This is a genomic window from Fibrobacter sp. (assembly GCA_012523595.1).
Lineage (GTDB): Bacteria > Fibrobacterota > Chitinivibrionia > Chitinivibrionales > Chitinispirillaceae > JAAYIG01.
Map to the genome: position 1 here is coordinate 22,482 of JAAYIG010000097.1, position 24,399 is coordinate 46,880.

The 24,399-nt window shown below is 45.3% G+C and carries 20 protein-coding genes; 6 read left to right on the plus strand and 14 right to left on the minus strand.

Translation table 11 applies throughout. The features are described from left to right. Positions 1–52 precede the first annotated feature (52 nt). Positions 53–1,801, plus strand: coding sequence for a serine/threonine protein kinase (locus tag GX089_06115; GenBank protein NLP02049.1), 1,749 nt, complete (start codon positions 53–55; stop codon positions 1,799–1,801). On the opposite strand, the gene selB is transcribed toward GX089_06115, so the two are convergent. From selB to GX089_06135, 4 genes are all read right to left on the minus strand, one after another. After that, positions 1,790–3,724, minus strand: coding sequence for a selenocysteine-specific translation elongation factor (gene selB, locus GX089_06120; GenBank protein ID NLP02050.1), 1,935 nt, complete (start codon positions 3,722–3,724; stop codon positions 1,790–1,792). The genes GX089_06115 and selB overlap by 12 nt on opposite strands. Further along, positions 3,721–5,130 carry an L-seryl-tRNA(Sec) selenium transferase gene (gene selA, locus GX089_06125; protein NLP02051.1) on the minus strand — a complete coding sequence of 470 codons (1,410 nt, stop codon included), beginning with the start codon at positions 5,128–5,130 and terminating at the stop codon, positions 3,721–3,723. Before selA ends, selB begins: the two co-directional genes overlap by 4 nt. 251 nt (positions 5,131–5,381) lie before the next feature. Continuing rightward, on the minus strand, positions 5,382–6,848 hold the full coding sequence (locus GX089_06130) for a glycosyl hydrolase family 57 (protein NLP02052.1): 1,467 nt from the start codon (positions 6,846–6,848) through the stop codon (positions 5,382–5,384). Between the two features lie 169 nt (positions 6,849–7,017). Continuing rightward, complete coding sequence (locus GX089_06135; protein NLP02053.1) at positions 7,018–8,196, minus strand: glycoside hydrolase family 57; 1,179 nt, start codon at positions 8,194–8,196, stop codon at positions 7,018–7,020. 570 nt (positions 8,197–8,766) lie between these two features. On the opposite strand from GX089_06135, the gene GX089_06140 reads away from it, so the two are divergent. The 3 genes from GX089_06140 (at position 8,767) to GX089_06150 (ending at position 10,875) form a co-directional block, all read left to right on the plus strand. After that, the gene (locus tag GX089_06140) at positions 8,767–9,135 is read left to right on the plus strand and encodes a response regulator (protein ID NLP02054.1); all 369 of its coding nucleotides are present in this window, start codon (positions 8,767–8,769) and stop codon (positions 9,133–9,135) included. Between the two features lie 137 nt (positions 9,136–9,272). Then, positions 9,273–9,587, plus strand: coding sequence for a divalent-cation tolerance protein CutA (locus GX089_06145; protein NLP02055.1), 315 nt, complete (start codon positions 9,273–9,275; stop codon positions 9,585–9,587). Between the two features lie 430 nt (positions 9,588–10,017). After that, positions 10,018–10,875 (plus strand): hypothetical protein, encoded by an 858-nt coding sequence (locus tag GX089_06150; protein NLP02056.1) that lies wholly within the window; start codon positions 10,018–10,020, stop codon positions 10,873–10,875. Positions 10,876–10,896: 21 nt separating this feature from the next. On the opposite strand, the gene GX089_06155 is transcribed toward GX089_06150, so the two are convergent. Genes GX089_06155 through GX089_06165 form a run of 3 tightly spaced genes read right to left on the minus strand, consistent with a single transcriptional unit; the run spans position 10,897 to position 13,315 of the window. Next, positions 10,897–11,766: a prohibitin family protein gene (locus GX089_06155; protein NLP02057.1), complete on the minus strand. Its 870-nt coding sequence runs from the start codon at positions 11,764–11,766 to the stop codon at positions 10,897–10,899. A gap of 19 nt (positions 11,767–11,785) precedes the next feature. Beyond that, positions 11,786–12,481 carry a right-handed parallel beta-helix repeat-containing protein gene (locus tag GX089_06160; protein NLP02058.1) on the minus strand — a complete coding sequence of 232 codons (696 nt, stop codon included), beginning with the start codon at positions 12,479–12,481 and terminating at the stop codon, positions 11,786–11,788. Positions 12,482–12,493: 12 nt separating this feature from the next. Beyond that, entirely contained in the window at positions 12,494–13,315 is an 822-nt protein-coding gene (locus GX089_06165; protein ID NLP02059.1) for a hypothetical protein, read from the minus strand. A 118-nt stretch (positions 13,316–13,433) separates the two neighbouring features. Between GX089_06165 and GX089_06170 the strand changes: the two genes are divergently transcribed. Both GX089_06170 and GX089_06175 read left to right on the plus strand, forming a co-directional pair. Next, positions 13,434–14,375 carry a cyclic nucleotide-binding domain-containing protein gene (locus tag GX089_06170; GenBank protein ID NLP02060.1) on the plus strand — a complete coding sequence of 314 codons (942 nt, stop codon included), beginning with the start codon at positions 13,434–13,436 and terminating at the stop codon, positions 14,373–14,375. Then, a complete protein-coding gene (locus GX089_06175; protein NLP02061.1) occupies positions 14,372–15,421 on the plus strand; it encodes a right-handed parallel beta-helix repeat-containing protein in 1,050 nt (349 codons plus the stop codon). Before GX089_06170 ends, GX089_06175 begins: the two co-directional genes overlap by 4 nt. A gap of 183 nt (positions 15,422–15,604) precedes the next feature. Here the strand turns inward: GX089_06175 and GX089_06180 are convergent, their stop codons facing one another. The 7 genes from GX089_06180 to GX089_06210 form a co-directional block, all read right to left on the minus strand. Then, positions 15,605–16,780: a hypothetical protein gene (locus tag GX089_06180; GenBank protein ID NLP02062.1), complete on the minus strand. Its 1,176-nt coding sequence runs from the start codon at positions 16,778–16,780 to the stop codon at positions 15,605–15,607. Positions 16,781–16,792: 12 nt separating this feature from the next. Then, complete coding sequence (locus tag GX089_06185) at positions 16,793–19,537, minus strand: TonB-dependent receptor (protein NLP02063.1); 2,745 nt, start codon at positions 19,535–19,537, stop codon at positions 16,793–16,795. A gap of 271 nt (positions 19,538–19,808) precedes the next feature. After that, positions 19,809–20,615 (minus strand): energy transducer TonB, encoded by an 807-nt coding sequence (locus GX089_06190; GenBank protein ID NLP02064.1) that lies wholly within the window; start codon positions 20,613–20,615, stop codon positions 19,809–19,811. 3 nt (positions 20,616–20,618) lie between these two features. Continuing rightward, positions 20,619–21,080 (minus strand): hypothetical protein, encoded by a 462-nt coding sequence (locus GX089_06195; protein NLP02065.1) that lies wholly within the window; start codon positions 21,078–21,080, stop codon positions 20,619–20,621. Beyond that, positions 21,077–21,559 carry a biopolymer transporter ExbD gene (locus GX089_06200; protein NLP02066.1) on the minus strand — a complete coding sequence of 161 codons (483 nt, stop codon included), beginning with the start codon at positions 21,557–21,559 and terminating at the stop codon, positions 21,077–21,079. The genes GX089_06195 and GX089_06200 overlap by 4 nt, the downstream gene beginning before the upstream one ends. After that, positions 21,559–22,191 carry a MotA/TolQ/ExbB proton channel family protein gene (locus GX089_06205; GenBank protein NLP02067.1) on the minus strand — a complete coding sequence of 211 codons (633 nt, stop codon included), beginning with the start codon at positions 22,189–22,191 and terminating at the stop codon, positions 21,559–21,561. Before GX089_06205 ends, GX089_06200 begins: the two co-directional genes overlap by 1 nt. Positions 22,192–22,449: 258 nt before the next feature. Further along, the gene (locus GX089_06210; protein ID NLP02068.1) at positions 22,450–23,901 is read right to left on the minus strand and encodes a DUF438 domain-containing protein; all 1,452 of its coding nucleotides are present in this window, start codon (positions 23,899–23,901) and stop codon (positions 22,450–22,452) included. Positions 23,902–24,399: the final 498 nt, after the last annotated feature.

A 24,399-nucleotide genomic window follows, 5' to 3' on the forward strand; every position in this document is an offset into this window, starting at 1 on the left:
AGGCTGAGTAGTGAAATTATATTAATTAACCTTAGAGAACAAGGAATTTGCATTGATTGATAAAGAATCTGATCAGGGAAAAAGCCTCCTGAACACCGGAATATCCGACACATCATCTCTGCCCCGGCTCGGTGAAATAATCGGTAACTGCAGAATCACCTCCATTCTGGGTGAAGGCGGTATCGGGATCGTCTATAAGGGTTTTGAAGTCGACATCGAGATGGAACGCGCAATCAAGGTGCTCAAACCCGGTGCTGACGAGATCCTGAGGAAGCAGTTTGAGGTGGAGGCAAAGGTAACCGCCAGACTCGATCATCCAAACATCATCAAAGTCCATGGCGGAGGTATCTGGGACGGCAGATTACCGTTTATTCAGATGGAATACATCGACGGAAAATCTCTCAGGGCAATTCTCAATGAATATCCCTCGCTTCCTCCTGCTGTATGCCTTTCTATAATTTCCGTGATCGCCTCAGCCCTTGATTATGCATACGGAAAATCCTTCTCCATCTGGGGCAATTCCTCGGAAAAACTGGTTCATCTTGACCTTAAGCCGGAAAATCTCCTTCTGACCGGGGATGGAATTCTGAAAGTGATGGACTTCGGACTGGCACAGCTTGGAGAGGAGCGATACAGGCTCGATTATGGTACTCCGTATTACATGAGTCCGGAACAGCACGACCAGCAGAAGGTAGACTGCAGAAGCGATATCTATACCCTGGGTATTATTCTTTACGAGATGCTATGCGGAGTAAGACCATTCAAAGGTGAACTGGAATCGATGATCTCCTCAAAGATGTCCGGTGAAATGACTCCAATCAGCGAACTGGCCGGTGGATTGCCTGAAAAAGTCTATAAGATTGTTGATAAATGCCTGATGTTTGACAGGGAAAACAGGTACGATACACATGAATCTCTTCGTCGTGACATAGACAGTGCGCTTTCCGAAATTGCCTTTCTTTCCCCTCAGGAACTGATCAGAAGGTTTATGGATAACCCGGATGACTTCGATGCTACAATCTGCATCCCCACAATAAATCTTCCACAGCATCCTGTACACAGGTACATTCCAGTATCTCTGGCAGTAATAGCTCTGATAGCTGTCGGGTATTTTGCTTTTCGATTTTTCCACTCTCCGGAAAGTAAACAAGATGAGTCTGCGGCTCTGATCGGAAAAATGAGTGACAGCGCGACAGTATCAGTGATAGATTCAATCGAGCCGCCACTGAAGGAAGTCAGTCAAAAGACTAAAGCAGCCATCCCGGCAATAAAGACCAGTTTACCATCTGTGAACCAGGAACAGCCCAGGTCTGTTCTTCAGGAGGCAATTGACGCATTTAAGGAGAAAAACTATACGGCTGTGATAGTGAGTATCAACTCCACAGGGCTCGATAATCTGACCGGGGCTACACGGGACAGTGCAGTAGTGCTCCTGGCAGATGCCTTCTATCATGCCAGATATATCCGTGAAATAATCGAATTGAGCAGCAAATACGATGTAAATGATGTACGTTTCTACTCTGATGTCTCCCTTGCTTATGAATTAGCGCCTGATTTCAGCACTGCGGCACACTACATGGAAAAAGCGATTCTTGCGCCTTCTATAATATGGAGACAGCCCAGGGCAGAGATTCTGTTAAGAAGGGCACAGTTTTACAAACGTCGCTTTGAGGCGTTACAGGATGAAACAAGCAGGGCCAGCATGATCGAAGCGTACAGCAGATTCCTGAATGAGGGATGTCAGCGACCAGGGAAAGAATGTAATGAGGCAAAGGCTTTTCTGGAAGCTTTAAGGAGTTGAATCAAGTACCTCTATTCCTTTTTTTGTAATAACCCTCATATCCCCTCTTCTCTCAGTCACTCCTTCCTTGTCGTAAATTGATAACAGGAGAAGACAGAGCTTGCGGTTTGCACTTATCAGATCTCTGAATGCAGCCACAGTGAGACCTTCCGGGGTCTCTTTAAGTTTGCGCAACAGAGTAATCCGTGAGGAATCTACAATCGAGGAGTGGATAAGATCCGATTCCGCTTTATATAATAAACCGGCTGAAATCAGATGTTGAATAATCTGTCTGAGCAGATGATTATCCAGACCATTTCTCCTGGCATGCAGCTCGAGTTCCGAAAGAAGAGGCGTTTTCAGACCACAGTCTTTAAAGAATCTCTCTACAATATCGATCTCCCGGACATAAAGCCCTGATGCTGCATGATGACCATGAAGGCTCCACCGATGTCCCTCTTTTCTTAATTTCTTCTGGTTAACCATCCGCGCCAGAATTGCCCCAAGAATATCTTTCCCATCCTGGCCTTGACAAACAGGGAGTATCCCCTGGAGTTCCTCAAGAGCAGGTCCTGAGGAAGCGAGCGGGTTCTTTTTGTGATAATCAGCAATTCCCCTGATAATCCTGCTGCAGGTACTATCGAGATCAGCTTCGTCAATCAGATAGAGATCTTTTTCCCCCTGAAGACGGATAACACATGAGAGTTCAGTTGAAACAATCTCTGCGGAAGAGATATTCAACCGCTCCACAAGAGATTTCAGAGAGATTCCACCCGGGTTTTTCTTCACTTCAGAAGTAATCAGTTCCGGTAATTTCCCGGTTGAAAGTTTCTTCAATCTCTCAATCAGTTGTGAAGAACGTCTTCTGTGATGAAGCGGCGAGGCATCGATTATCTCTCCTCCGCCCAGAGTAGTATCACACGATGAACTACGCAGCACAAAACGATCCCCGATCTGAGCAGTACAGGGTTCTTCAAGATGAATCTGGACTATAGCACATTCCCCCGCACGAATCGATTGCTTATCAAGAAGATGAATTCTGGCCTGTGACTCGAAAGTCCCCAGGAGAAAAACGGCTCGTGACCACAACTTGAGAGTTTTCCCAGATTCAAAAAGGTTGAAGTTTGCATCCAGAAGCATTGATGAGCGCAGAAGACGGTCAGAAACCAGCATGCCTCTGGCAGTCTCCTCACGGGATACACCTGAAAGATTCAGTGATGCCCTGTCACCGGCAGTCACCTCCTCCACTTCATTGCCATAGCGCTCCAATCGCCGCAGTTTCAGTTCCCTGCCCCGGGGAAGAAGGTATACCGTGGAGCCAGCCTTCACAGTGCCGCCAATAACTGAACCGGTAGCCACAGTGCCGTATCCACTGACACTGAACACCCGGTCTATGAACATCCTGAAAACCTCACTACCGGCACGTACTCTGACTTCCGAAGCCGCTCTTGCTATGGCACCTTTCAGCTCATCAATACCTTCGCCGGTTTTTGAGGAGACCTTTACAATGGGTGCATTCTCCAGAAATGTACCTTTGACCAGTTCACGAATTTCAGTCTCTGCCATATCGGAAACTTCAGGATCAGCCAGATCGATCCTGGAGATCACAATGATACCGCTGCGCACTCCCAGTATCTGCATTATTCTCAGATGCTCCCTGGTCTGGGGCATCACTCCACTGTCTGCTGCGACAAGGAGAAGTGCTATATCGATTCCGCTTGCCCCGGCCACCATCGTATGCACAAAATCCCTGTGCCCCGGAACATCGACTATGCCAATTGTATCACCTGATGGAAGCTTAAGGGATGTAAACCCCAGGTTTATGGTAATCCCCCGGCGTTTCTCCTCTTTGTGAGTATCGCATTCAATTCCGGTAAGTGCTTTAACAAGAGCAGTTTTTCCGTGATCAACGTGCCCGGCAGTACCCAGGATGAGATGTTTCATTGAAGCGCGCCTCTCACACAGTCAACTGTCGCCTCGACAATGACCGGCAGATCTTTACCTGACAGGGCAAAAACATCGAAAACTATCCGCCCCTCCCTCAGGATACCAAGCACAGGCAGATCCCTTTTCAGCAGATTATGGAATACCGATTCGGCGAAAGCCTCTCTGTCCTTAACAGGTGAGATAAGCGTCACTGCGTAGCTGGGGATCTTCAGGTCAGGAAGAGTACCGCCTCCGCATTGACCTGTGCTCTCTGAGATTTCGGAGGCAATCTGTCTTTTTGCCAGCTCATCTTTTAAAGTAACTGCGATTTCCCGTTTTTCTTCATCTTTACGATGCAGGAAATAGAACACAGGGTTGTTTTCGACAAGGCTTTTATCACTGAGATAACTTCTGCAGGCTTGAGAGAGTGCTGCTATTGTAAGTTTCCCCACACGCAAAGCTCTCATCAGAGGGGCACGTGAAAGTGCAGAAACAAGCTCCCTTCGCCCGGCAATTATACCGGCCTGCGGTCCTCCCAGCAGCTTGTCACCTGAAAACATGACAAGTTCAGCACCGTCATTGATAGCGCTCTGCACATTTGGCTCATTTTCAAAGCCCTTGAGGTCAGGTTTGCGAAGCAGTCCTGAACCAATATCGTAGAAAAGTGGAATCTGATACGATCGGGCAAGAATGGAAAGCTCCCTCACCGATACTTCCTCTGTAAAGCCCTCGATCGTATAGTTCGACTTGTGAGCCTTGAATATGGCCGCGGTGGCCGGATTTATCGCCTGTTCATAATCTGAAAGCCGGGTGCGGTTTGTAGTCCCCACCTCGATCATCTTTGCCCCTGAGGCAGCCATTATTTCCGGAATCCTGAATGCCCCTCCGATTTCAATCAATTCCCCTCTGGAAATAATCACCTCTTTACCGGAAGCAAAAGTACTGAGGGCAAGAATTATTCCTGCGGCGTTGTTATTTACAATTATTATACCTTCGGCACCGGTAAGATAGGTCAGGAACTCGGAAAGATGTTCTGTACGATGGCCTCTGGAGGCGCTCTGAAGGTCGAATTCCAGATTGGAGTACCCGCTTATCACCGGTATCATTCCTTCCACTACTGCATCACCAAGGGGTGCCCGGCCAAGATTTGTATGAAGCAGAATTCCTGTGGCGTTAATTACAGGTTTCAGTGAGGGTTCACAGATAGCTTTTACAATATCACCGGCTGAGTGCGAGATGCCTTCGGGCGATAGATCTATCTTATTCTCCCCGGCTTCCATAGAGATTCTTGCGTTCTGCAGTGCCCGGCGGACAGCATAAGTCACAATTGCACGACCGTGGCGCTCAATAAGCTCCTCTGAAATTCCGGTATGAAGTACTTTGTCAACACTTGGCAACTGTCGGAAGTTCTTTTCTGGATTCATTTGGATATTTCTCTTGAGGTATTTTGGCGGAGAGAGCAGGAATCGAACCTGCCACAGACGGTGTTATCCGCCCGCTACTGGTTTTGAAGACCAGCCGGAACACCAGTTCCAACCTCTCTATTTAAAAAAATAAGTTATTTCAGCAGTGTCCGGTTACTTAACTGAATCATTAAATCTACCGCCCACTGCTGAAGTTCTTTATATACGGAGGGAAGATGATTTTATTACATGTCCCAGCCAGCACCTGAATTCTACTTGAAATCAAAATTAATTATATCCATACCCCGCCTGCATATCTCAATCCCGTAATCTGTCCAGATACCCTGTCCCCAGTACCTGTAACAACTGGTCTGAGATGAAAGCAGATGGAAGAGTGCGTTTCTGTACCTGTGTTCTCTTGTATCAGGGTTTCTGCTCAGGACCTTCTGGTTGAAAAGAGAACTGAGCTTGAGCATCGGATCAAGCACGTTTTCATACCCATTTACCCACGAAATATTGTTGGTCCAGCTTCCGCCATCCATGTGAAAACGATGATCTTCCTTCTTGAGAGTCTCAATAGTTTTAGCAAGTTTGTCCGGGCCGGTACCAGGAGTGAACCTATCCCAAATTGCTTTTTGGAAAATCGGCTGTACAACCGGGAAATCAGACTCTTTGATTCCAAGAGCGAAGAGATGTTCGAGGTATTCTGTGACATTCATAAGTACGGTTTCGGAGCCGTTGCATTCGTTTACAACCTCAGCATACTTCGCCGGGAACTCATTCATCATAACCCCGCCATTTTCTCCATCCGCAATCTGAGTCACCAAAGGCGGCACCTGTTTTCCCGCAAGTTCCCACCTGTTAAGCGACTTGGCCTCATAGTATGGCTGCATCTGAGCGACCAGTTTAGTATCACTTCCCTGAGTCTTTATAATCGCAATTATGGATACCTCATCACCTTCGGAATTCCTGCAGACAAGTCTGTGAGGAAGATGCTTCAACTGCGGTCCATAGCCATCAAGCGGATTCTCAATTGTATGCTCCTGCACAAGAAGCCATTTATATCCGCACTCCCTGAGTGTCTTGACAAATTCATAGGCGACATCAGGGTGGTTTGGAAGAGCCATCTCTGAAGGAGAAAATCCTCGTACCCTCTCAAGTGCCTCAGGTCCAAACATCGCTGCAAAATGATGCTGCCATGCAAGAACGTGAAGCTTGTAATCCTGAACTGGCGTCGACGGGGCAACAGCATGCCCCCAGGGAGCACCCAGCCACTCCACATAATTGCGGTAATTGTGATCCATTGTAATTCTCTTAAGATTATCGATCACATCACCAAGCCCCATCTGCTGAAAACCCCACAGAAGTGTCCCGGAATACTCAAGCATAACCCTGGGTTGTTTTCCCTCTCCCACATACTGGGGAATAAAATCACCCATCCGCTTATAACACCACTGGAACACTGGAGCATTATGATTGTCTCCTATCCCCTGGTTGTTCATCATGTGCTGAAGATTACTGATAATAGCAGCGGTTCTGAGATCCCCTCCCCCGGCAGGAATAAGAGGCTGGTGCATGTGAAGAGCGATGGCACAGGCACTCTTTATACGCTGAAAAGAAATTCTGCTGTCATTAAGGAACACTGGTTTATCGGCTGCTGAGTTGACCAGTTCCTTCAGATTACCCTCCAGCCCACAAATATTGGGCAATCCATCTATCTGATCAGGAAAATTTCCTATCGGTTTCATTCCATACCCCTTGAATTGTTAATAATTTTAAATTGATGGGAACAGCCTGCCGGCGTCTCAGGAAACCAGCAGGTTTTGAAGAAAAATTATAACATCATAGCAGTTGTAATTTCAGTAACAAAATAAGACTTCTGTATCTGATTACAAATGTAACTGTCTCTCAGGCATGACTTTCCAACGGCTGCATTTTCTCCATATCCTTCATCAAGCCCTCTGCTTCATCCAGGTCCTGATGACACTTATAGACCCATGCTTCACCCCAGAAAAAATTACAGCTTGTCTGCGCCCTCAGGATATGCCAGTAGATTTCATTTGCAGCCTCCGGAGATAAGCTTGCCTTTAAATCATGATATCGACCACTTACCTCCGCTACTCGCTTTAGAGCATCTTTTTGCGCCTGAGAACCAGTCCACTGCACAAAATCTTTCCCATTGTGCCACCCTGTGTTCCAGGCAGCGGTCTTTACATTAACCCTCTTTGACGCTCCGAATTGGTTGAGGTAATCATTGATGAATACCGGAGAGATCGGTGAAGTGCCGTTTTTCACATTTTCCAGCAGATCCATATAGAAGTAATTCCAGAAATTACTCTGTTTATTGGTGTTTCTAAACCATCCTCCGTTGTCACCATCAGTACAGGTAGTCACCAGAGGAGGAAAATCACACCATTTTGTCCGCTCCTTTACCTCTTTTTCAAACCAGCCCAGATCCATTCCCGAAAGCTGCGCATCAGAAAGCTCTCTATCCCTTACTATTACAATGATTTCATCATCACCATATCTGGCAAAATGAGGACGGTAGCGGGTCTCCTGCCACGACATCTCATCAAGCGGCTCCACATTCTCACTATCTACAAAAACATACCTGTATCCAAGTCTGCGCAGCATGGGAATCATCTCCATGCAAAATCCCATTTCAGGAGGCCAGAATCCAGGAAATTCCAGTCGCCAGAAAAGATGACGGGCGATACCCTGCCAGCGAATGCAGTGTTCCTCTCTGTCCTGTGAAGGAACAAGAGGCAAAACAGGATGATAATAACCGGTCCCCAGGATTTCGATGATTCTGGTGTTCTGATAATGCCAAAGCATCTTTCCACATTTCACCACACCATAAACCCTGCTCTGAAAACCCGGTGAGGAGAGGGTTTCCAGGAGAGTGCCGGAGAGTGAGAGATGGACTCTGGCAATCTCCTCATAGTTCCATAATGTCCTTGGAACCCTGTCCAGTGTCCACAGTATTTCCTTTGCTTCCCACTCGTTTTCTGCAAGCAATCCTTCCAGATTCTCTGATGGCTGGTGAAAATTCAATACTAAAGCGTGATGAATCTTATCAGGCATCATGCCCCCCTATAATCATGAATGCAAAACTTTTTACCAGTCTGTAAGAATCGAAATGTGAGAAAAATGAGAAGAAGAAGCTCCGGATTGTCATCCTGTATTTAAATACAATATACCTCTCTGAAAATCAAGCACTCTGTACATTATTTAGGGTTAAATTCTGATTCACCTCACAGGTGAATCGGTGACTTAAAGGCTTAAGTCAATGTTTCATCTCAGAGGTAATTTGATGAAAACCGATCCCAGCCCCAGACAACCTGAATACTGGAACGAAGAATGCTTGTAAATATTCCAGCCTTAATTATCCCGGATTGTGAAAATTCCTTGATTTCATACAAAAAAAGATATTAATTATTCTTATTTGTATCTGAATTGTCTGCACTTAAACCATAGAGAAAAAGACACAGAGTCTGATATGTTCCATACCTGTATTGTCCTGTTTAAAAGCAGTTATCATTGACAGTAATCAATTCATTACCCTTTCAGATCTTCTGAAAACAGGAATAAATAACTTGCAAACAAAAAACATAAATGATAGAATGATAATTTATAAAAATCTTTAAGAAGGGCTTAATGGGAAAGAGATTGGAAATAGTTATTGTTGATGATGAAGTTCAGATCACTGAGCTGTTGAAGACTTTTGTGCAGTGTGCGACTACAAACAGCAATATCCATACTTTTAACGATTCCATGGAAGCCAAGTATTTTCTTTCAAAAAACAAGATAGATGTCCTGATTACCGACTACAAAATGCCCAAATGCAATGGAATCCAGTTAATGGAGGGATTGGGACCAGATGTTAAGAAAATCCTGATTTCAGGTTATGTGACTGAAATTGCAGAAGAAAAACTTCAGGCAATGGATGCTGTTTTTTTCGAAAAACCTGTTCCAATGAAAGCACTGGGCCAAATCGTACACGAACAGGAACAAAGAATTTCCTGACAATCTCCGCTCAAACTCTGTTCTGCAATCCACGGATTCTGTCAAATGTAACAGATTCTCTGGAGGAATGTAAATTTTAAGAGCTGAATCAATAATTTACATCTCAGTATTTTCCCCTGATATGAGGAGGTATTCACTTGGAGGCAATCCTGACCTATATCACTACCAAAGACAAACAACAGGCCCGTCTCATAGGCAAAACTCTTGTAGAGGAGCGGCTCGCTGCTTGTGTCAATATTATCGACGGGATGCAATCAATTTATTGGTGGGAAGGTGCCATAAGCGAGGACAATGAGGCAATCCTTATCGCCAAAACAAGAAACAGTCTTCTTGAGAAACTGACCAACAGAGTAAAATCACTCCATACTTACACCTGCCCCTGTATAATTGCCATTCCAATCTCCGGAGGAAACAGGGATTACCTAGGGTGGATAAAAGAGACCACTGATTAACCTGATCAATCTGAAATAGTCTTGAACTGTGGTTCCTGTGATTAAGATGATTGGGATGATTTCTGGATGGATTCCTGCTTGCGCCAGGAAGGACGTGAGGGAAAATGTTCTGTTGTAAATAGTGCCTGTCACCTCCAGGTGTCATGTCTGTGAAAACAGGCATCCAGGCCAAGACCACTGATTAACCTGATTGTCCTGATCAATCTGAAACAGTCTTGAACTGTTATTCCTACTCATTTGTCCTTCTCTCCTCTCCGCACCTCTGCGTGAAAATCAATAAGACAATCAGAGAAAAGATTTGTTTTCCATAATCGTATTCACCATTCGATTCCGACCAAACCCGATCCAGACGACATACAATGGTCATTTAGAATACAATTTACCCTTTAGTCAACTGAAATAAATACTGCTGAATATGAAACAAATAAATATGAAGAAATTGATTCCTGCTTTTATTATCATAGCCATTATCTTTATCTCCAGCCCTGTTTCACTTCAAGCCGGAGAAACAATCCCTGAGAAATATATCTCGCTTATCGATTCAATTCCTGATTATTACCAGCGTGACAACACTTTCGGTGGCTTCCCTGGTAAAGGTGCCCTTTATTGCGGTCCCGTCTCTATCTCCAATTTTCTTTTCTGGTACGGACTAAATGGCTACCCCAGACTTCTGGATAATTCAGGTGACCACAAAAAGGACCAGTACAATCTGATCAGGAAAATCGGTTCATCACGATACATCAATACAGGCTCTCATGGCTCCAGTCCAGCAGACATTTCATCCGGATTGAAGAGATTTCTTGCCGACCACGGCTACGATTCTGTAAAGATAAAGTTTTATGGATTCAGAGATGTTCCCAATGAGTTCAAGACCGGTATAGCAATTCCTGATATGAAAACCGCCCGTGAAGCATTGTACCAAAACAAAGCTGTGCTCTTCAATATCGGCTGGTACCGCTACGACAAGAACAAAGATGAGTACCGTAGAAATGGTGGGCACTGGGTAGCGCTTGCAGGTTACGGCCATGATGGAAAAAAAGATGACCCGAACAGCATGATCATTCACGATCCTGACACCAGGCTACGGAAAAACGATTATCTGAAAACAGAAGAGATAAAAAGCGGAAAACTAACGGGGCGCCTCAAGGGACTTCCCAGAGATGCAGCAGGATACAGGCGATATAGAATCAGCAACAACAAGTTCGGGGTAATCGGAGGGATGCTGATTCTTGAGATGGACAAATCCGGCTCTCCCATCCTGCCGGTTGCAGAATCGGTATCTAAATGATACACCAACCCGGATTCAACATTACTTATCTGTATTCAGAATCAACGGCAGCCCATCCTTGCCGCCTACAATCACAACCTTGGCATTTGAAGAGTTGGCAAGCTTCTCTGTGGCCTCGATACCCTTCCACTGGAGCAGCTCCCTGTTTATTCCCTCAGAAACTATCTTCTGGAAATCAGCTATACCCTGTGCTTCGATTCTCTTACGTTCAGCTTCCAGCTTCTCTTTTTCGAGCACAAACTGCATACGCTGGCTTTCCTGCTCTGCACGGAGTTTCTCCTCGATGGCATCAGCGACTTTAGGAGGAAGTTGTATGTTCCGTAAAGGTGTACTTTCTACAACTATTCCACGGGATTCAACGATTTTTTTCAGTTCCTCCGCTATTCCGGTGGCAAGTATCTCTCTTACAGACGTGTAAAGAGCCTTGGCTTCATAGTTTGAGGTGACAGTCCGGATAGCCGAACGAAACTGCGGAACAAGGATTATCTCTTCGTAAATCGCACCGACTGTTTTGTAAACCTCCGGAGCCGCCTCAGGATCAAGATGATAGAGCAGACTGACTTCAAGATTAAGCGAGAGACCTTCCTGAGTCGGAACACTGGTCTCCTCCTTTATCTCCCTGGTTTTTATGCTCATTTTAATAACTTTCGCAAAGGGATTGACCAGATTGATACCAGGCTTCAGAACATTTTTTGAAACATTACCGAAAAAATCCACGACTCCCACGTTGCCCGCGGGGATAACAACGATCGCTTTATAGATAAGAAGAGCAGATCCGGAAAGAACCGCCACAATTCCGGTCAGCTTTGGATTGGGAACACTTCTGTTTGGGGGATAGGAAAAAAGAACGATTCCAAGAATAACGAGCAATACTGCAATAATAAAAGCCATAAACAAAAACCTCCGAAAACTAAAACAACTGACGCATCATGTCCCACATCCGCTGCATTGACATGAAATTGTTGTTTGGCCCAAACGCCGCTTCTGAATGAATATCTTTTCCATTTCCAGTGATAAGGTTTTTACCCGCAAGCACACTGGAACTTAACTGAAGATGAAGGCCGACATTGTTTTCAGTAATTATGTTTCCGGAAAGAAGCGGAGAGGCGAAATCCACCGCAATACCATAGGTATTCCGATTGAACTTGCAGTTCTGCACAGGAGGAGCCGCTTTCTTTGTGCAGTAAATGGCATAATGATTTCCGGTGAATTGACAGGAATCAAAAGAGGGACTGGATTCCCAGATCAGGTTTCTGTAAGCTCCTTCGAAACGGCAGTTTCTGAAATGCCCGTGCGCATTCTTCCCCACAATCTCGATTCCCTTCCAGGCGGGTTTTTCACGCGATGAGGTTTCGCGATCCAGACCCGAAAAAAGCACAGGCTCTGACAAAGTCCCTTCTGCAATGATCAATCCGTTGACACGCAGAACATGATACCCCTCGAACAGTACTTTTACTCCCGGTGCAACAACTAATGTAGTCCCGAATGGAATCTCGATACTCTGCTGGAAAACTGTATCACGTGTAATCTCTATCTTTACTGCATCACCTGCAAATATTGGAAGGGCGGTGAGAAAAAAACAAACCATCAAGAGGAAATTTTTCATAAATGAATCCGTTTACTCGATGTACTCCATATGAACTATCTCACTCCAGCTCATACCCGGAAACTCATCTGCCAGAGGGGCCTTAAACTCTGCATGAGCAGTGGTAATACGTCTGGCATCGAGATCAAGCAAAACTCTCCCCCGGCCTTTACCTGCAAGCGGAAATTTGTCAAGCATACCTGCTGTATCAGGATCGATCAGTTCTATTCTGTAAGAAAAGATCCAGCTTACAGCGGCAAATCTGGATTGCGAGGTATATATGCTGTCGAAAACAAAAGACTGGTAAAGATGTCCCACTGCGTCCCCATGGCTTGTTTCAATTGGGAACTGACGATCACGGTCCCATTTGTCGCCAGGTGCCACAGGACTCTCCGGAAATACTGGAAGAACTTTCGCAAAACTCCTGAATAGATCCCACCCCCCGATATTAATAACCGGAACATCCGTAGTATCAGTCAGATCAAGCGATCCATCTCTGGGTGAAAAAAGAAGAGAGACATTATCAAACTGCTGCTCAAGGTTCCGAATCTCCTGTTCAACCAGAAAATCGGAATTTATTCGGGTCTGCTCAGCTTTAAAAGTGATAACTTTTCTGTTTTCAGGAGAGAGCCCGCCCTGAAGGAAAGTTCTCAGACTACTATTAAAAATCTGAGGCACACCCTCCGATACAATTTTTCCCTTTATGTCTACTCCGAGTAGATACCGCCAGGTCTTTGCACTGTCAAAGTCGACTTCAAGAAAGATTCTTCCGCTCTTCTGGCAGGAAACAGTAAACAGGAAAGCAATCGATAACAGAGCCGGCTTAAGCATCGAGATAAGGTGTTTTTCTTGCATTCAGTACTTCAGATAGATACAATTATGTTGAAAATAAGCGGATCCGCTGATTGTCCTGTAATAACGCCGGATCATCTGTTTAAACAGAACTATAATTATAAATAATGCTCCGCCGAACATGAAACCTCTGCTGAAAAAATACAAAGCCGGAACAATTCTTTTCCATGAGAATGACCACTCACGTGAACTGTATATAATTCAAACCGGGAAGGTCAAAATCTACAGGATGATCGGCAAGCATGAAATGCAACTGACTGTACTTGGCGAGGGGTCTGTGCTTGGAGAAATGGCACTGATCGATGGAGAACCAAGAAGCGCCTCTGCCAAAGTGATCGAAGACAGCGATCTGATACAACTCGATTCGGAAACTTTTAATGAAGAGATAGAAGGAGTTCCTCCATGGTTCATGACTATCATCAAGATGACAAGCCAGAAGATATACCAGGCAAAACGCCGCCTTCAGAACAAAAGCAGTGAGCATCAGGGCGCCAACATCATAATAACAATCCTTTATTTCTTCAATTTTTACGACAAACAGAGCAACGGCCTGGATATCAGTCAAACCCGGCTGAAACTTGTACAACTGCTTGGAGTCACTTTGCAAAAAGCAACCCATATTATCTCATTTCTGCACGGAAAAGGATTTCTTGAGATTAAAGATGAAAAGATGTTTCTTTGCTGCCGCAAAGAAATGGAGGATTACTGCAGTTTTCTGAGATTACTTATCCGTAAACAGTTTGAGGTACTCCAGCCACTGGATAATGAGGCTTTCGGGATAGTCGAGAAGATCTGGAATACCAAGGGAGGAATCAGAAAATTCGAAGAAGGATTAACAGAGATAAGCGGAGATGTTTTCTTAAGCTTTGTCGAAAACACCTCTTATTCATCAAACCCAGATGAGTTTCTGGAAATGCTCAGGAGCCAATCCCTGCTGACCTATACCAAACCCTGTAAAAATTCCGACAATTCAATTTCAAATTGTGTTCTTAAAATCGACAATATGAAGTGGAAACGTATTTACCTTTACAGCAAATTCAACCAACTCATACCGGCCGCATGAAAAAAATCATTTTATTGCTTTCACTTGTTTTTATCTGTGGAGCAGAGCAGAGAGCAGGCGGTATCCTTACAGTCAATACCCGGTGGGATGCCGATGAGGGGCCATTTATTCTTGAACGAGACCTGGTGATACCCGAGGGTGTCAGGTTGACTATCGCTCCAGGCACAAATATCATAATTGCGCCATCCCCCATCGCCGATACCTCAAACCAGATCGACAGAACAGATTCTCTATCAATCTCCATCAAGGTTCTCGGAGGAGCACTTATCTGCGTCGGACGACGAGATAAACAAATAAGCTTCTCTCCTTCAGAACCGCAGCCTGGAAGGCACTCATGGTATGGAATAATTCTTAATGCCGCCGAAGAACCATTCACTGAGATCGCTTTTACAGAAATCAGCGGCGCATACTGTGCCTTGTCAATAATGAAATGCAGTCCTGTGATCCGTAACAGTATACTGGAATACAACTATCTTGGAATTAACTGTATCAATAAGAGTTCTCCTCAGATCCTTAACTGTGTAATCTGCCGAAATTTCGCGTCTGGAATAAAAACCCGTGAATCAAATCCCTTCATTACCAGCAGCATCATCGCCTTCAACAGCAACACCGGAGTCTGGTGTGACGGGTTATCAAAAATCAATTTTGAATACAATTGCGTTCACGGTAACGGGGACGGTAATCTCCTCGATTGTGATCCTGAACTGGGAATACTGACAAAAACAAACAAAAACAAGGACTCCTGCGACTTGCACTTCAACCTTTACCGCGATCCGGTATTTGCCGGTTCTTTAGCAGATTCCATCGCTCATGAACAGGATATCTCTGTTCCTACAAAGAAAAGCAGGATAAAGAATTTTGCTCTGGCCAGAATTATCCACGATGAAGATACGGCTAAACAAAAAGTCAAAACCAGGACAGGAAAATACAGCCTGTCGAATTATTCCCCATGTATAAATGCCGGTAATCCAGCTGACAGGTTCAAAGACGCAGATGGCTCGAAAAACGACATGGGTGTCGAGGGAGGACGAGAATTTTACCACTGATTAAGCTGATTAAAATGATTTAGCTGATTTTTTAAGAGAATAAGATCTCCCGTATCTGAGTATACTCGATCTAATACAATAACCCGTCTTCTTTCCACACGAGATGATTTGAATGATTTACCTGATTATCCAGAGAATGAGATCTCTGATATCTATAACACAGACACAGGACAATCCTCGATATCACCTGTACTCTATGACTCCATGAAATGCCCTGAAACAGAACCCAACAGGTCTGAGTCTCTCGCCCATGTAACTGTCGTAAGTGACAAGCCACAAACTGAAATGCTTTGCTCTTCTATCAAGCGGCGGCAGTAACTTCACATCGTTTGATCCCGGCGTTCTCTGAATCACAAGCAGCTTGTCATGATCCTGTCCTTCAGGGGGATAATCGTTGCGGTAAAACCATTCATGAATGAAAGTCTCAGGGTGAAGACTTCCTGAAGTCATACTCATACCATAATCAAGGGAAGCTGTACCGGGGTCGGGAATCAGAAAATAGCTGTACCCATCCTCGATAAGCACAGTATCACTGAAAACCCCCTTCAAATCGTAGACTGCATCCACTAAAGAGGCATCTTTTACAGGGTGAAAGGAAAGGAGCGAGCTGCCTCTAACCTTGTAAAGTTTCATCCATTCTATAACCGGATTTCTATTGACCTGTACCGATGAATTAAGATACCGGATTGTACTGTTATAACGGATCGTGAAGTCTGATTCAACCTTGCATTTATCATTAACATAAGAGAATATCTTCATTGTTACCGACAGTGCCTGAAGGAGAAGCGGCATGAAATCCGGGGCATCCTCCCCTGCGATGTCCCTGAGCATCGAATCAACCATCAGTGAGTCGACTCCATCCGGACGGCTTGCCAGAAAATCAAGAATGTCAATAACCTGGACCGGCTTCACCATCAGTAGCTCCGGAGGAACCGAGTCGCGGACCTCTGAGGGAAGAATCTCCCCCATAGTACTTACATACTCATATTTCCTGCGAATGATATCCCACGGGAGTACAAAAGAGAAGACCACCGAATCTGTCAATCCTCCACTATACTCCATGTAACTTCCAGGCACAACAAGGGACTGAAGAGAAATAACATCATAGTAGGTATCCACCCCGAAAGATCCAAGCAGCACAGTAGTTGAGATAGTCCACTGAATTCTATTTACCTCTTCACCCGCGAAATAAGCATGAAGATCCACGGTGTCACCCGGAGCCCCCTCTGCCAATCCCCTGTTATCGAATACGAAAGCCAATGGCCTGACCCTGTCATTATCCACCCGATCATACCTGTCCGGAAACTCCAACCCGCATCCTGCAAGCAGTAAAGAGATAAATAGAGCCATTCTTTTCATGGCTTACTCCTGTCAAAACTCCACTTTCAGTCCAAAGGATGGAATGAAGGGTGAAGTTACAGATATCTGTTCCGTGTAATCATAGTTGTAAATCGTGAGCTCAGGGCTTTTATACATGAACCATAGTACATTCTGCAGATCCAGATAAAAAGACATCATCCACTTGTCATATATAATCTTTTTGTCAATCCGGAAATCGACCTGGAAAAAGGGGTCGTTACGGGCACTGTTCTCTCTCCCCATCTTGGGTTCATAGATGCGGTTAGTAATATTAAACACCCGGTCAGCAACTGGTGTAAATGGATTGCCGCTGACATAACGCACTTTTGCACCTGCCTGCCACTCCTTTGGCAGTTTATAACTGAGAATAAGCTGGAGATTATGGGTCTGATCACGGGTATATGGAATATACCTGTTCTCCCTCCGGCTCCAGCGTTCACTTCTGGACAAAGTATAAGCAATCCATCCGAAGAACCGCTCGCTTTGTTCGTGACGGAGCATTAATTCCAGTCCATACATGCGAGCCCGTCCCCAATCCAGAAAACCGGGAGTGCTTTGGTCATTAAGCATATCAGTAGGTGTGGCCAGCTCAGGAATGTCCCACTGCGTGTTACGATATATCTGCACATCGGCATAGAGCAGATCAGAAATCTTCCACTGATATCCACCTGTAATATGGCTGGCTTTTGTCGCCGGAAGCATGGGGTTACCTACAGTGTCATGGATTGTAAAACCCATTGGCTGCGGAGTCTGGCTGTAGGAACCAACAGCCGCTTTAAAGGAATGCCGGGAATTTAACTTGTAACCGGCTGAAAGGCGCACTGATGGCTCCCCACTGGGCCCTTTTTCATTGTCAATTTTCCGGTAATCCCAGAACTCGGGCACTATCGACCCCCTGTAAAGCAGTTCCGGGTAGTAATCATATCTGAGTCCGGGAATTATATACAGATCGGGAATCGGGTTGTATTCAAGCTGTAAATATGGACCGATAAGGCCGAATGTCGTTTTCATCGTATCCCGGAAAAATGTCTTGTCGGTTCTTGGAAAGACAGCATAGTGATAATAGGGTTGCAGCCATAGATCAGTTCCGGTGGTCAGCTTAATCTGAGGAGATATTTTACACGACGCCTCGGCACGGAGCAGATACTCCCACGCCTTATAAGTCCATTTGGCGTACCCGAAAATGGATCCAAGTCCCTCTCTTTGCACCACAGCAGCCCTCAAGCTGTTCACCCACCTCCCCGCACTGAAATCCCATCCCAACGTAGCCATATTGAATGCATTGACATTTTCCAGCCTGTCAACCATCTGATCGACTTCACTGCTTCCACCCCTCATAAAGGGCACAATCATCTTAAGTTCATCCTTGGAACCAAAAAGAGTCATGAAAAGCTTGTTTCCCGCATCGAGATCCACATCCGCCCTGACAGTGTAATCGTAATAATAAGGGACAACACTTATAGGCATGTTAAGTTTATCACCGATCTTTTTAACCACAACCCCCAGAATATCCCCGAAATAGCTTCTTCGCACATTGGCAAGTATTCCACCCCTGGATCCTATCGGTCCCTCTGCGAAAAAAGTGGCATCAAACAGATTTACATCGGCAAATCCCTTTGCCCTCTGCCTGTCGGCATTTCTGCTCTGAAGCTCAATGACTCCCGCAACTGAATTACCATACCGTGAACTGTACCCTCCTGGATAAAGATCAACCGATTCCAGAGCCTCGGAATTGTATGTGGATTTAATCCCACCGAAATGGTAAAGCATCGGTATCGATACCCCGTCAAGATAAAACTTCGAATCCCAGGTAGGTGCACCCCTCACTCTGATAGAGCCCCCTCCAAATGAGGAGCGCCCCACCCCGGGAAGCGCCTGTACCACTTTCACCGCATCTCCAGAGAAACCGGGGATTTTCCTCACCTCTCCTCTGGAAAGGGATCTTCTGGAAACTTCGCGGGACTCTGTTCTCCCATAAACCACTATCTCCAGATCTGAATAGCTTGTCCTCTGCAGTCTGTAAACAACCTCTGTAACCTCTCCGCAGGCAACTGTATCCCTCATCTCAAAAGGCTCACATCCCGCAGCAGATACCCTGACCCTAACCGGACCGCAGGGTAGAGATTTGAAGGAGAACTTTCCGGATGAATCACTGACGGTGGTAATACTTCCCTGCTCTAAGCTCTGTCCGGAAAGCCTTCCTATTTGATTTATATAGACACTAAAAGGGACATTCAGTGAGGAATCTGCAAGGGTATCTGTAAAAAACACCGCCACATCAGCATCGGTTACAGGTGTTCTGGTACCCCTTTCGTAAAGAAATCCGGTAAAATTCACATTCTCCCCTACCCCCTCCAGCACATCTTCCAGAGCCACGGTATATTGATAAGTGATTATTACCGGGACTTTTTTCCCATCCGCTTCTGCAGGAGAAAACCTGAACCTTCTCACAGCATCCATTACCGCTCTGTCAAGCTCAGGATGAACCCCATTAATCAGTGCTACACTGTCAACATCGCCGTTTTCATTCACAAGGAGATCCACCGTTACCGTACCCTCTATTCCTTTTCGGGATAGTACAGATGGATATTCCAGTTTTACAAATTCGATCAGTTCAGGTTCTTTCTCAAGGATAAAGGACTCTTTCTCCGAAGAATCTGCCATATCAATCGATGATTCTACACCCGGTTCAGTCCCTGAATACACATCCTGAAAAGCAAAACCAGCCAACAGAAACACACAGAGTAAACTTCTCATCAGTACCTACCTCGACCCTGGAATCAACAACCGGGTGAAGACCGGCTATATCTTTTAAATAAGCAAGCAATGGACCGCTGACCACTGATTAATCTGATTAGACTGATTGCGATGATTATTCAGGAGAGATGAATTTGTTCTTGTTGTAAAGTGTTCAGGCTGGAAAATAGTTGTGGAACTTTGGACAGGAATTTATTCTTCTTATGAAAGATTTCAATACCGGATTGGGGGAACCTTTAAATGTGGATACAAATAAGAATACCGGAGAAGATCAACCCTGGGTGAGTTCGAAGCGGAAACGTACTATCTGCCACACAGCTACCGGCTCCTCACCTCTGAGTGCCGGTTCAAATACCAGTTTCAGGCAGGCATCATAGACTTTCTCTTTAGATCCATACCCCAGATCATCAAGCACAATGACCTGTTTTATCTTTCCATCACTGTCAATTAACACTTTTGCCCTCACCACTCCCTCAATTCTTTTCTCCAGCATCTCTCTTGAGTACTCAGGCTTTACCCTGACCTTCAGACGCGGAACCCTTGTGACAGTGGTAGCAGAGACAACCTGTCCCTGAAGATCCTCGTTTGTTGCCTTGAAAGTGTCAATTTCGGTATTGAGAGTGTTTCCCAGTTTTCCTATCACCGCATCAGAACGGCTCCCCTGCGCACCCAGACCGGTGGAGTAAACTCTCCTGAGCCCATAGACCCTCCGGGGAGCCTTCTTCGATGATTCCACCTGTTTTTCCTCCACAGTTTCATCGACTTTCTGATTCAACAGAGGCTTCTCTGTTAAATCAATCGGCTTTCCACTCTCTTTCTTTTTTTCAGGCTCTGCCTTTTTCTTCTTTACTTCAGGAATAACTTCCGTCTTTTTCTGATCTATAATAAACCTTGCTGCCGACTCGACTATTCTCCTCTCTTCAACACGGGGATCGGGCTTGCGCAAATGCAGAAATATCCCGCTAAGAGCAAACAGGAGAGAAAAGAAGAGAAGATAGACAGGGAAAAAGTCTCTTCCTCCGGATTGTCTTCCGGAAAGGGCATAGAGTTCAAGCATCTTTTTCCGGGCAGAATCCACGTGCTACTCCTCCCGGACCACCAGTACCAGAAAATCGGTAAACCCGGCTTTGGAACAGGTATACATGATTTTTTTGACCGCTGCAAACTGAATATCTCTGTCACACTGAATCACCAGTTCGCTTCCCGATGAATCACTGCTTCTCTGACGCATCGCTTTCATCCATTCATAAACCAGGGGCACAAGAAGAGAATCCCCTGACAAAAGCGAATCGGTATCAACCAGAACACGTCCCTCGCTGATTACCGATTTTTTTGTAATTTCAATGGAGCTGCGTACCCGGGGAGTTTCCTCTGAAGTGGACACTGGAAGAACCAGATCTGCTGCAGGAGTCACAAGGCTTCCCTCGGAGGAAAAGCTCTTTATCAGAAAGACCAGCAGAATTGTCATTACGTCAACCAGCGATGTCAACTGGGGGCGTACGGTGCCATCAATGGGAGCCGATTTCTGCGGCAAGATGCTCATAGAGCTGCTCCCGGATCAGCAGTGGCACTGGAAAGACCCACTTTTTTAAATCCTGCCTGCCTGCAAAGATCCATCACCCTGACAACATGCTTGAAAGGGATGTTGTCTCTCGATGCCACTATCACCTCATCATACCCAAGCTCGGCCACCCGCATCCTGATCCGTGCAGACAGCGTATCAAAAGGAAATTCAGACCCGACAGCCAGCGAGTCCAGCATTCTTTCTCCAAGCACAATCCCCAAATAATCGGTTCCGATGCGTACAGTCAATCTGGGAACAGGCTTCTCAGAGGCATCACCAACACTTGTGCCCAAATCCGGGGGAAGAGAAAACTCGACAATGGCATGATGAGTAAAAACAGCCATCGATACCAGAAAAGGAATAAGAATGATAAATACATTCATGACAGGTGTCACATCGACATCTGCGTTGTCAATAGTCTGTGAGGGAGGATGGCTGGAGCGAAACAGAGAAAGCATCAGGATTTCTTCTTTTTCAGGTAGTTAAGGAACTTTACGACAGCTTCGTCAAGATCCTTGGTCAATTGATTCTGCTTGTTTACCAGAAAAGTGTATGCTACCATGCAGGGGACAGCTACAATCAGCCCGAAAGCAGTGGTGATCATCGCCTGGGAGATACCGGTGGCCAGAAGCGCAGCCTTTTTTGCGGCATCAACTGTTGCAAGTGAAGAGAACGACAACTGTAAACCGGTAATAGTACCCAGAAGCCCCAGCAAAGTGGCGATATTGGCAAACAGAGAAAGGTAATTTAACCTCTGTGAGAGTCTTGGAACCTGCTGAATCGCAGCCTCTTCAACCCCCTCCCGGATCTCATCGATTGGCAGACCGGAGTTAAATCTCTCCAGCGCAGTCCTGAACAACACCTGCAGAGGAGCACGACCACGGCTTAAAAGCTCACCAGCCTCCCTGGACTTGTCACTATTGAGCAGACCTGCTACCTGAGAGAGAAGCTGATTTCCCTTCCTGCCGCAGACTATATAGAAGAATATGATCCTATCTGCAACAACTGTACAGGAAAATGCCAGAACAGCAAGAATAGCCCACATAAAAGGCCCACCATCATTGAACCACTCAGCCAGAAATTTCACCATACTTTCTTTCCTCCACAGGGAAAAGCCCTAAGCATTTTTCTCCAACATCCTGGAAATATGTTCTCTGAAATATATCACTTAGAAAAAACATGCCAAACCACTGATTATGACCACTGATTAAACTGATTTTAATGATTAACCTGATTAGAAACTGTACTGAACCCCTTCTTATTGCGTGCTCGAACAAAAACAGAGCGATTACAAACACCTTTGGTGCTAAAGCACGATGGAAAAGAAATTATCTACATGGATAATTCGCTAATAATCCAGCAATCTCTTTTCACCCTCCAGTTTCCTGATTTCAGTCACATCCTGAGAAACTTCGAGACATCCCCTGTAAGCCGACGATGAGTCACGAAGGGCGAAGTAACGTATATGAATAAACTTTCCATGCAACTGAATCCAGAACTCAGCCACATCCTTTTTTCCTGCCCGGAAATCATCAAGGATCTGCTGAACAATCGAAACACTCTTGGGAGGATGACATTTCTGTACTTTACGTCCAATAACACCTGCACTGCGCGGGAAAATTCTCTCCGGTGTATCAGAGTAATAGACGACCTCATCGTTCTCATTCACAAAAGAGATATCAACCGGCAGATGACGGAGCATAAGATTCACCTGCTCAACAGTTAAAAATCCGGTATCAAGCTTCATCTTTCCTGAGGTTTCCTCAGGGCTCTTTTCTACCGCCGAAACATTAACCGACCCAGGCGACACTATCCAGGCATACCCGATCTCCTCTTCACCTCTCTTTACCCTGTCCCACTCCTCACTACTTAAAATCTCAACAGCCAGAGGATAAAGGATATGCTCTTCTTTGTAAATCATATCCCTGATAGTCTGAATAAGTTCCCGGGTCCTGACCACAAATTCTGCTGCTTTATCTGTGGCAAGCAGTTCCAGCGCATTTTTAACCATCGCCCGGATATCATCATGCAACACCCACATAACCTGCGATGGCCCGGAAATATCGTGCTTCTCCAGAACTGGAAAGAGCTGGTTTTCCTTACGCAGGTAATGAAGATCAATTTTCTTCAGACTCAATAAGAGATTTTCAAGATCACCACGATTCTTATTATAGGTATCACTGTCGGGGGCATCCCCGATCCGGTTAATGATCTCTTCTATTTTACTCATCAGTTCCTCAGATGCCCTGTTCTCAAGCATCAGGGTATGTACAGGATGCCCCTCAGGCATCACCGGAGCATCCTTAGCCTCCAGAGATTCCTTGAACACCTGCACATGCACATCACAGAGCCTCTTGACCTCACTCTCCGGCATCCCCTCTTCAATCAGACGCTGCTCCATCCGGGAAATCTCCGATGCATCTATGTCACGGATCAGTTCCTGAAAGCGTTTCTTAACACTCTGCAGATCAGCTCCGTCATGAAGGTCACGGATAATATCTTTAAGAACCTCCTGACGCGCCTGAGAGTCGGTCAACCCTTCCACTTTTCCTTCATCAGAGCGGTTAACCTTTGTACCAGTACGTTTTTCGATTTCAGAAGCCACTTTTTCCACCAGGGCATCAGGAGAGATACCGGCAATCGAAGCAGCCTGGGCCAGGGTAGCCACACTTCCCACGGTTTTCAGTGCCACAGGATTTTTAAGCAGTTTAAACCTGGGGGAGACTCCGAGGAGAAAATCCAGCATAAAATCGTAGCGATCAAGCAGTTCCTTTACCTTTGTTCCTTTTGAGATTTGCATCAGACCTCAGCCCTGGTTAAGGTTAATTTTTATGTAACAGTTTACAGACTCAGGAAAACAGAAACACTAAATATATTAAATTTCTTTCTGTTCTACCTTTTAAACCGAGATTAGAGATGAAAATAGCCCGGAATATCATGATTAAGAGATGGTTAACTGATTTTGATGAGGGAGATGGGTTTTCATTGTTCTAATTTGTATGGGAATTCTATGCACAAAGGGAGATTAAAGTATAGAGTCTGGACTGATGGTACATGAAGGATGATGCTTAGTTCAATTTGGAAATTGACAGGTTAATGTGTCACCTCCGGGGTGAAAAAATGAAATTGCAGGGGACGGACTTTCTTTTTCCTTTTTGTGAAATTGAAGAAGATGATAACCACCTTAAGGGGGAATTCTCAATTTGATTAAATCGATCTGGGGATGATTTCTGGATATGAGAAAAGGTGTTCAATTGAAAAATCGTTTAGTCGCTGTGTCACCTCCGGGGTGAAAAAA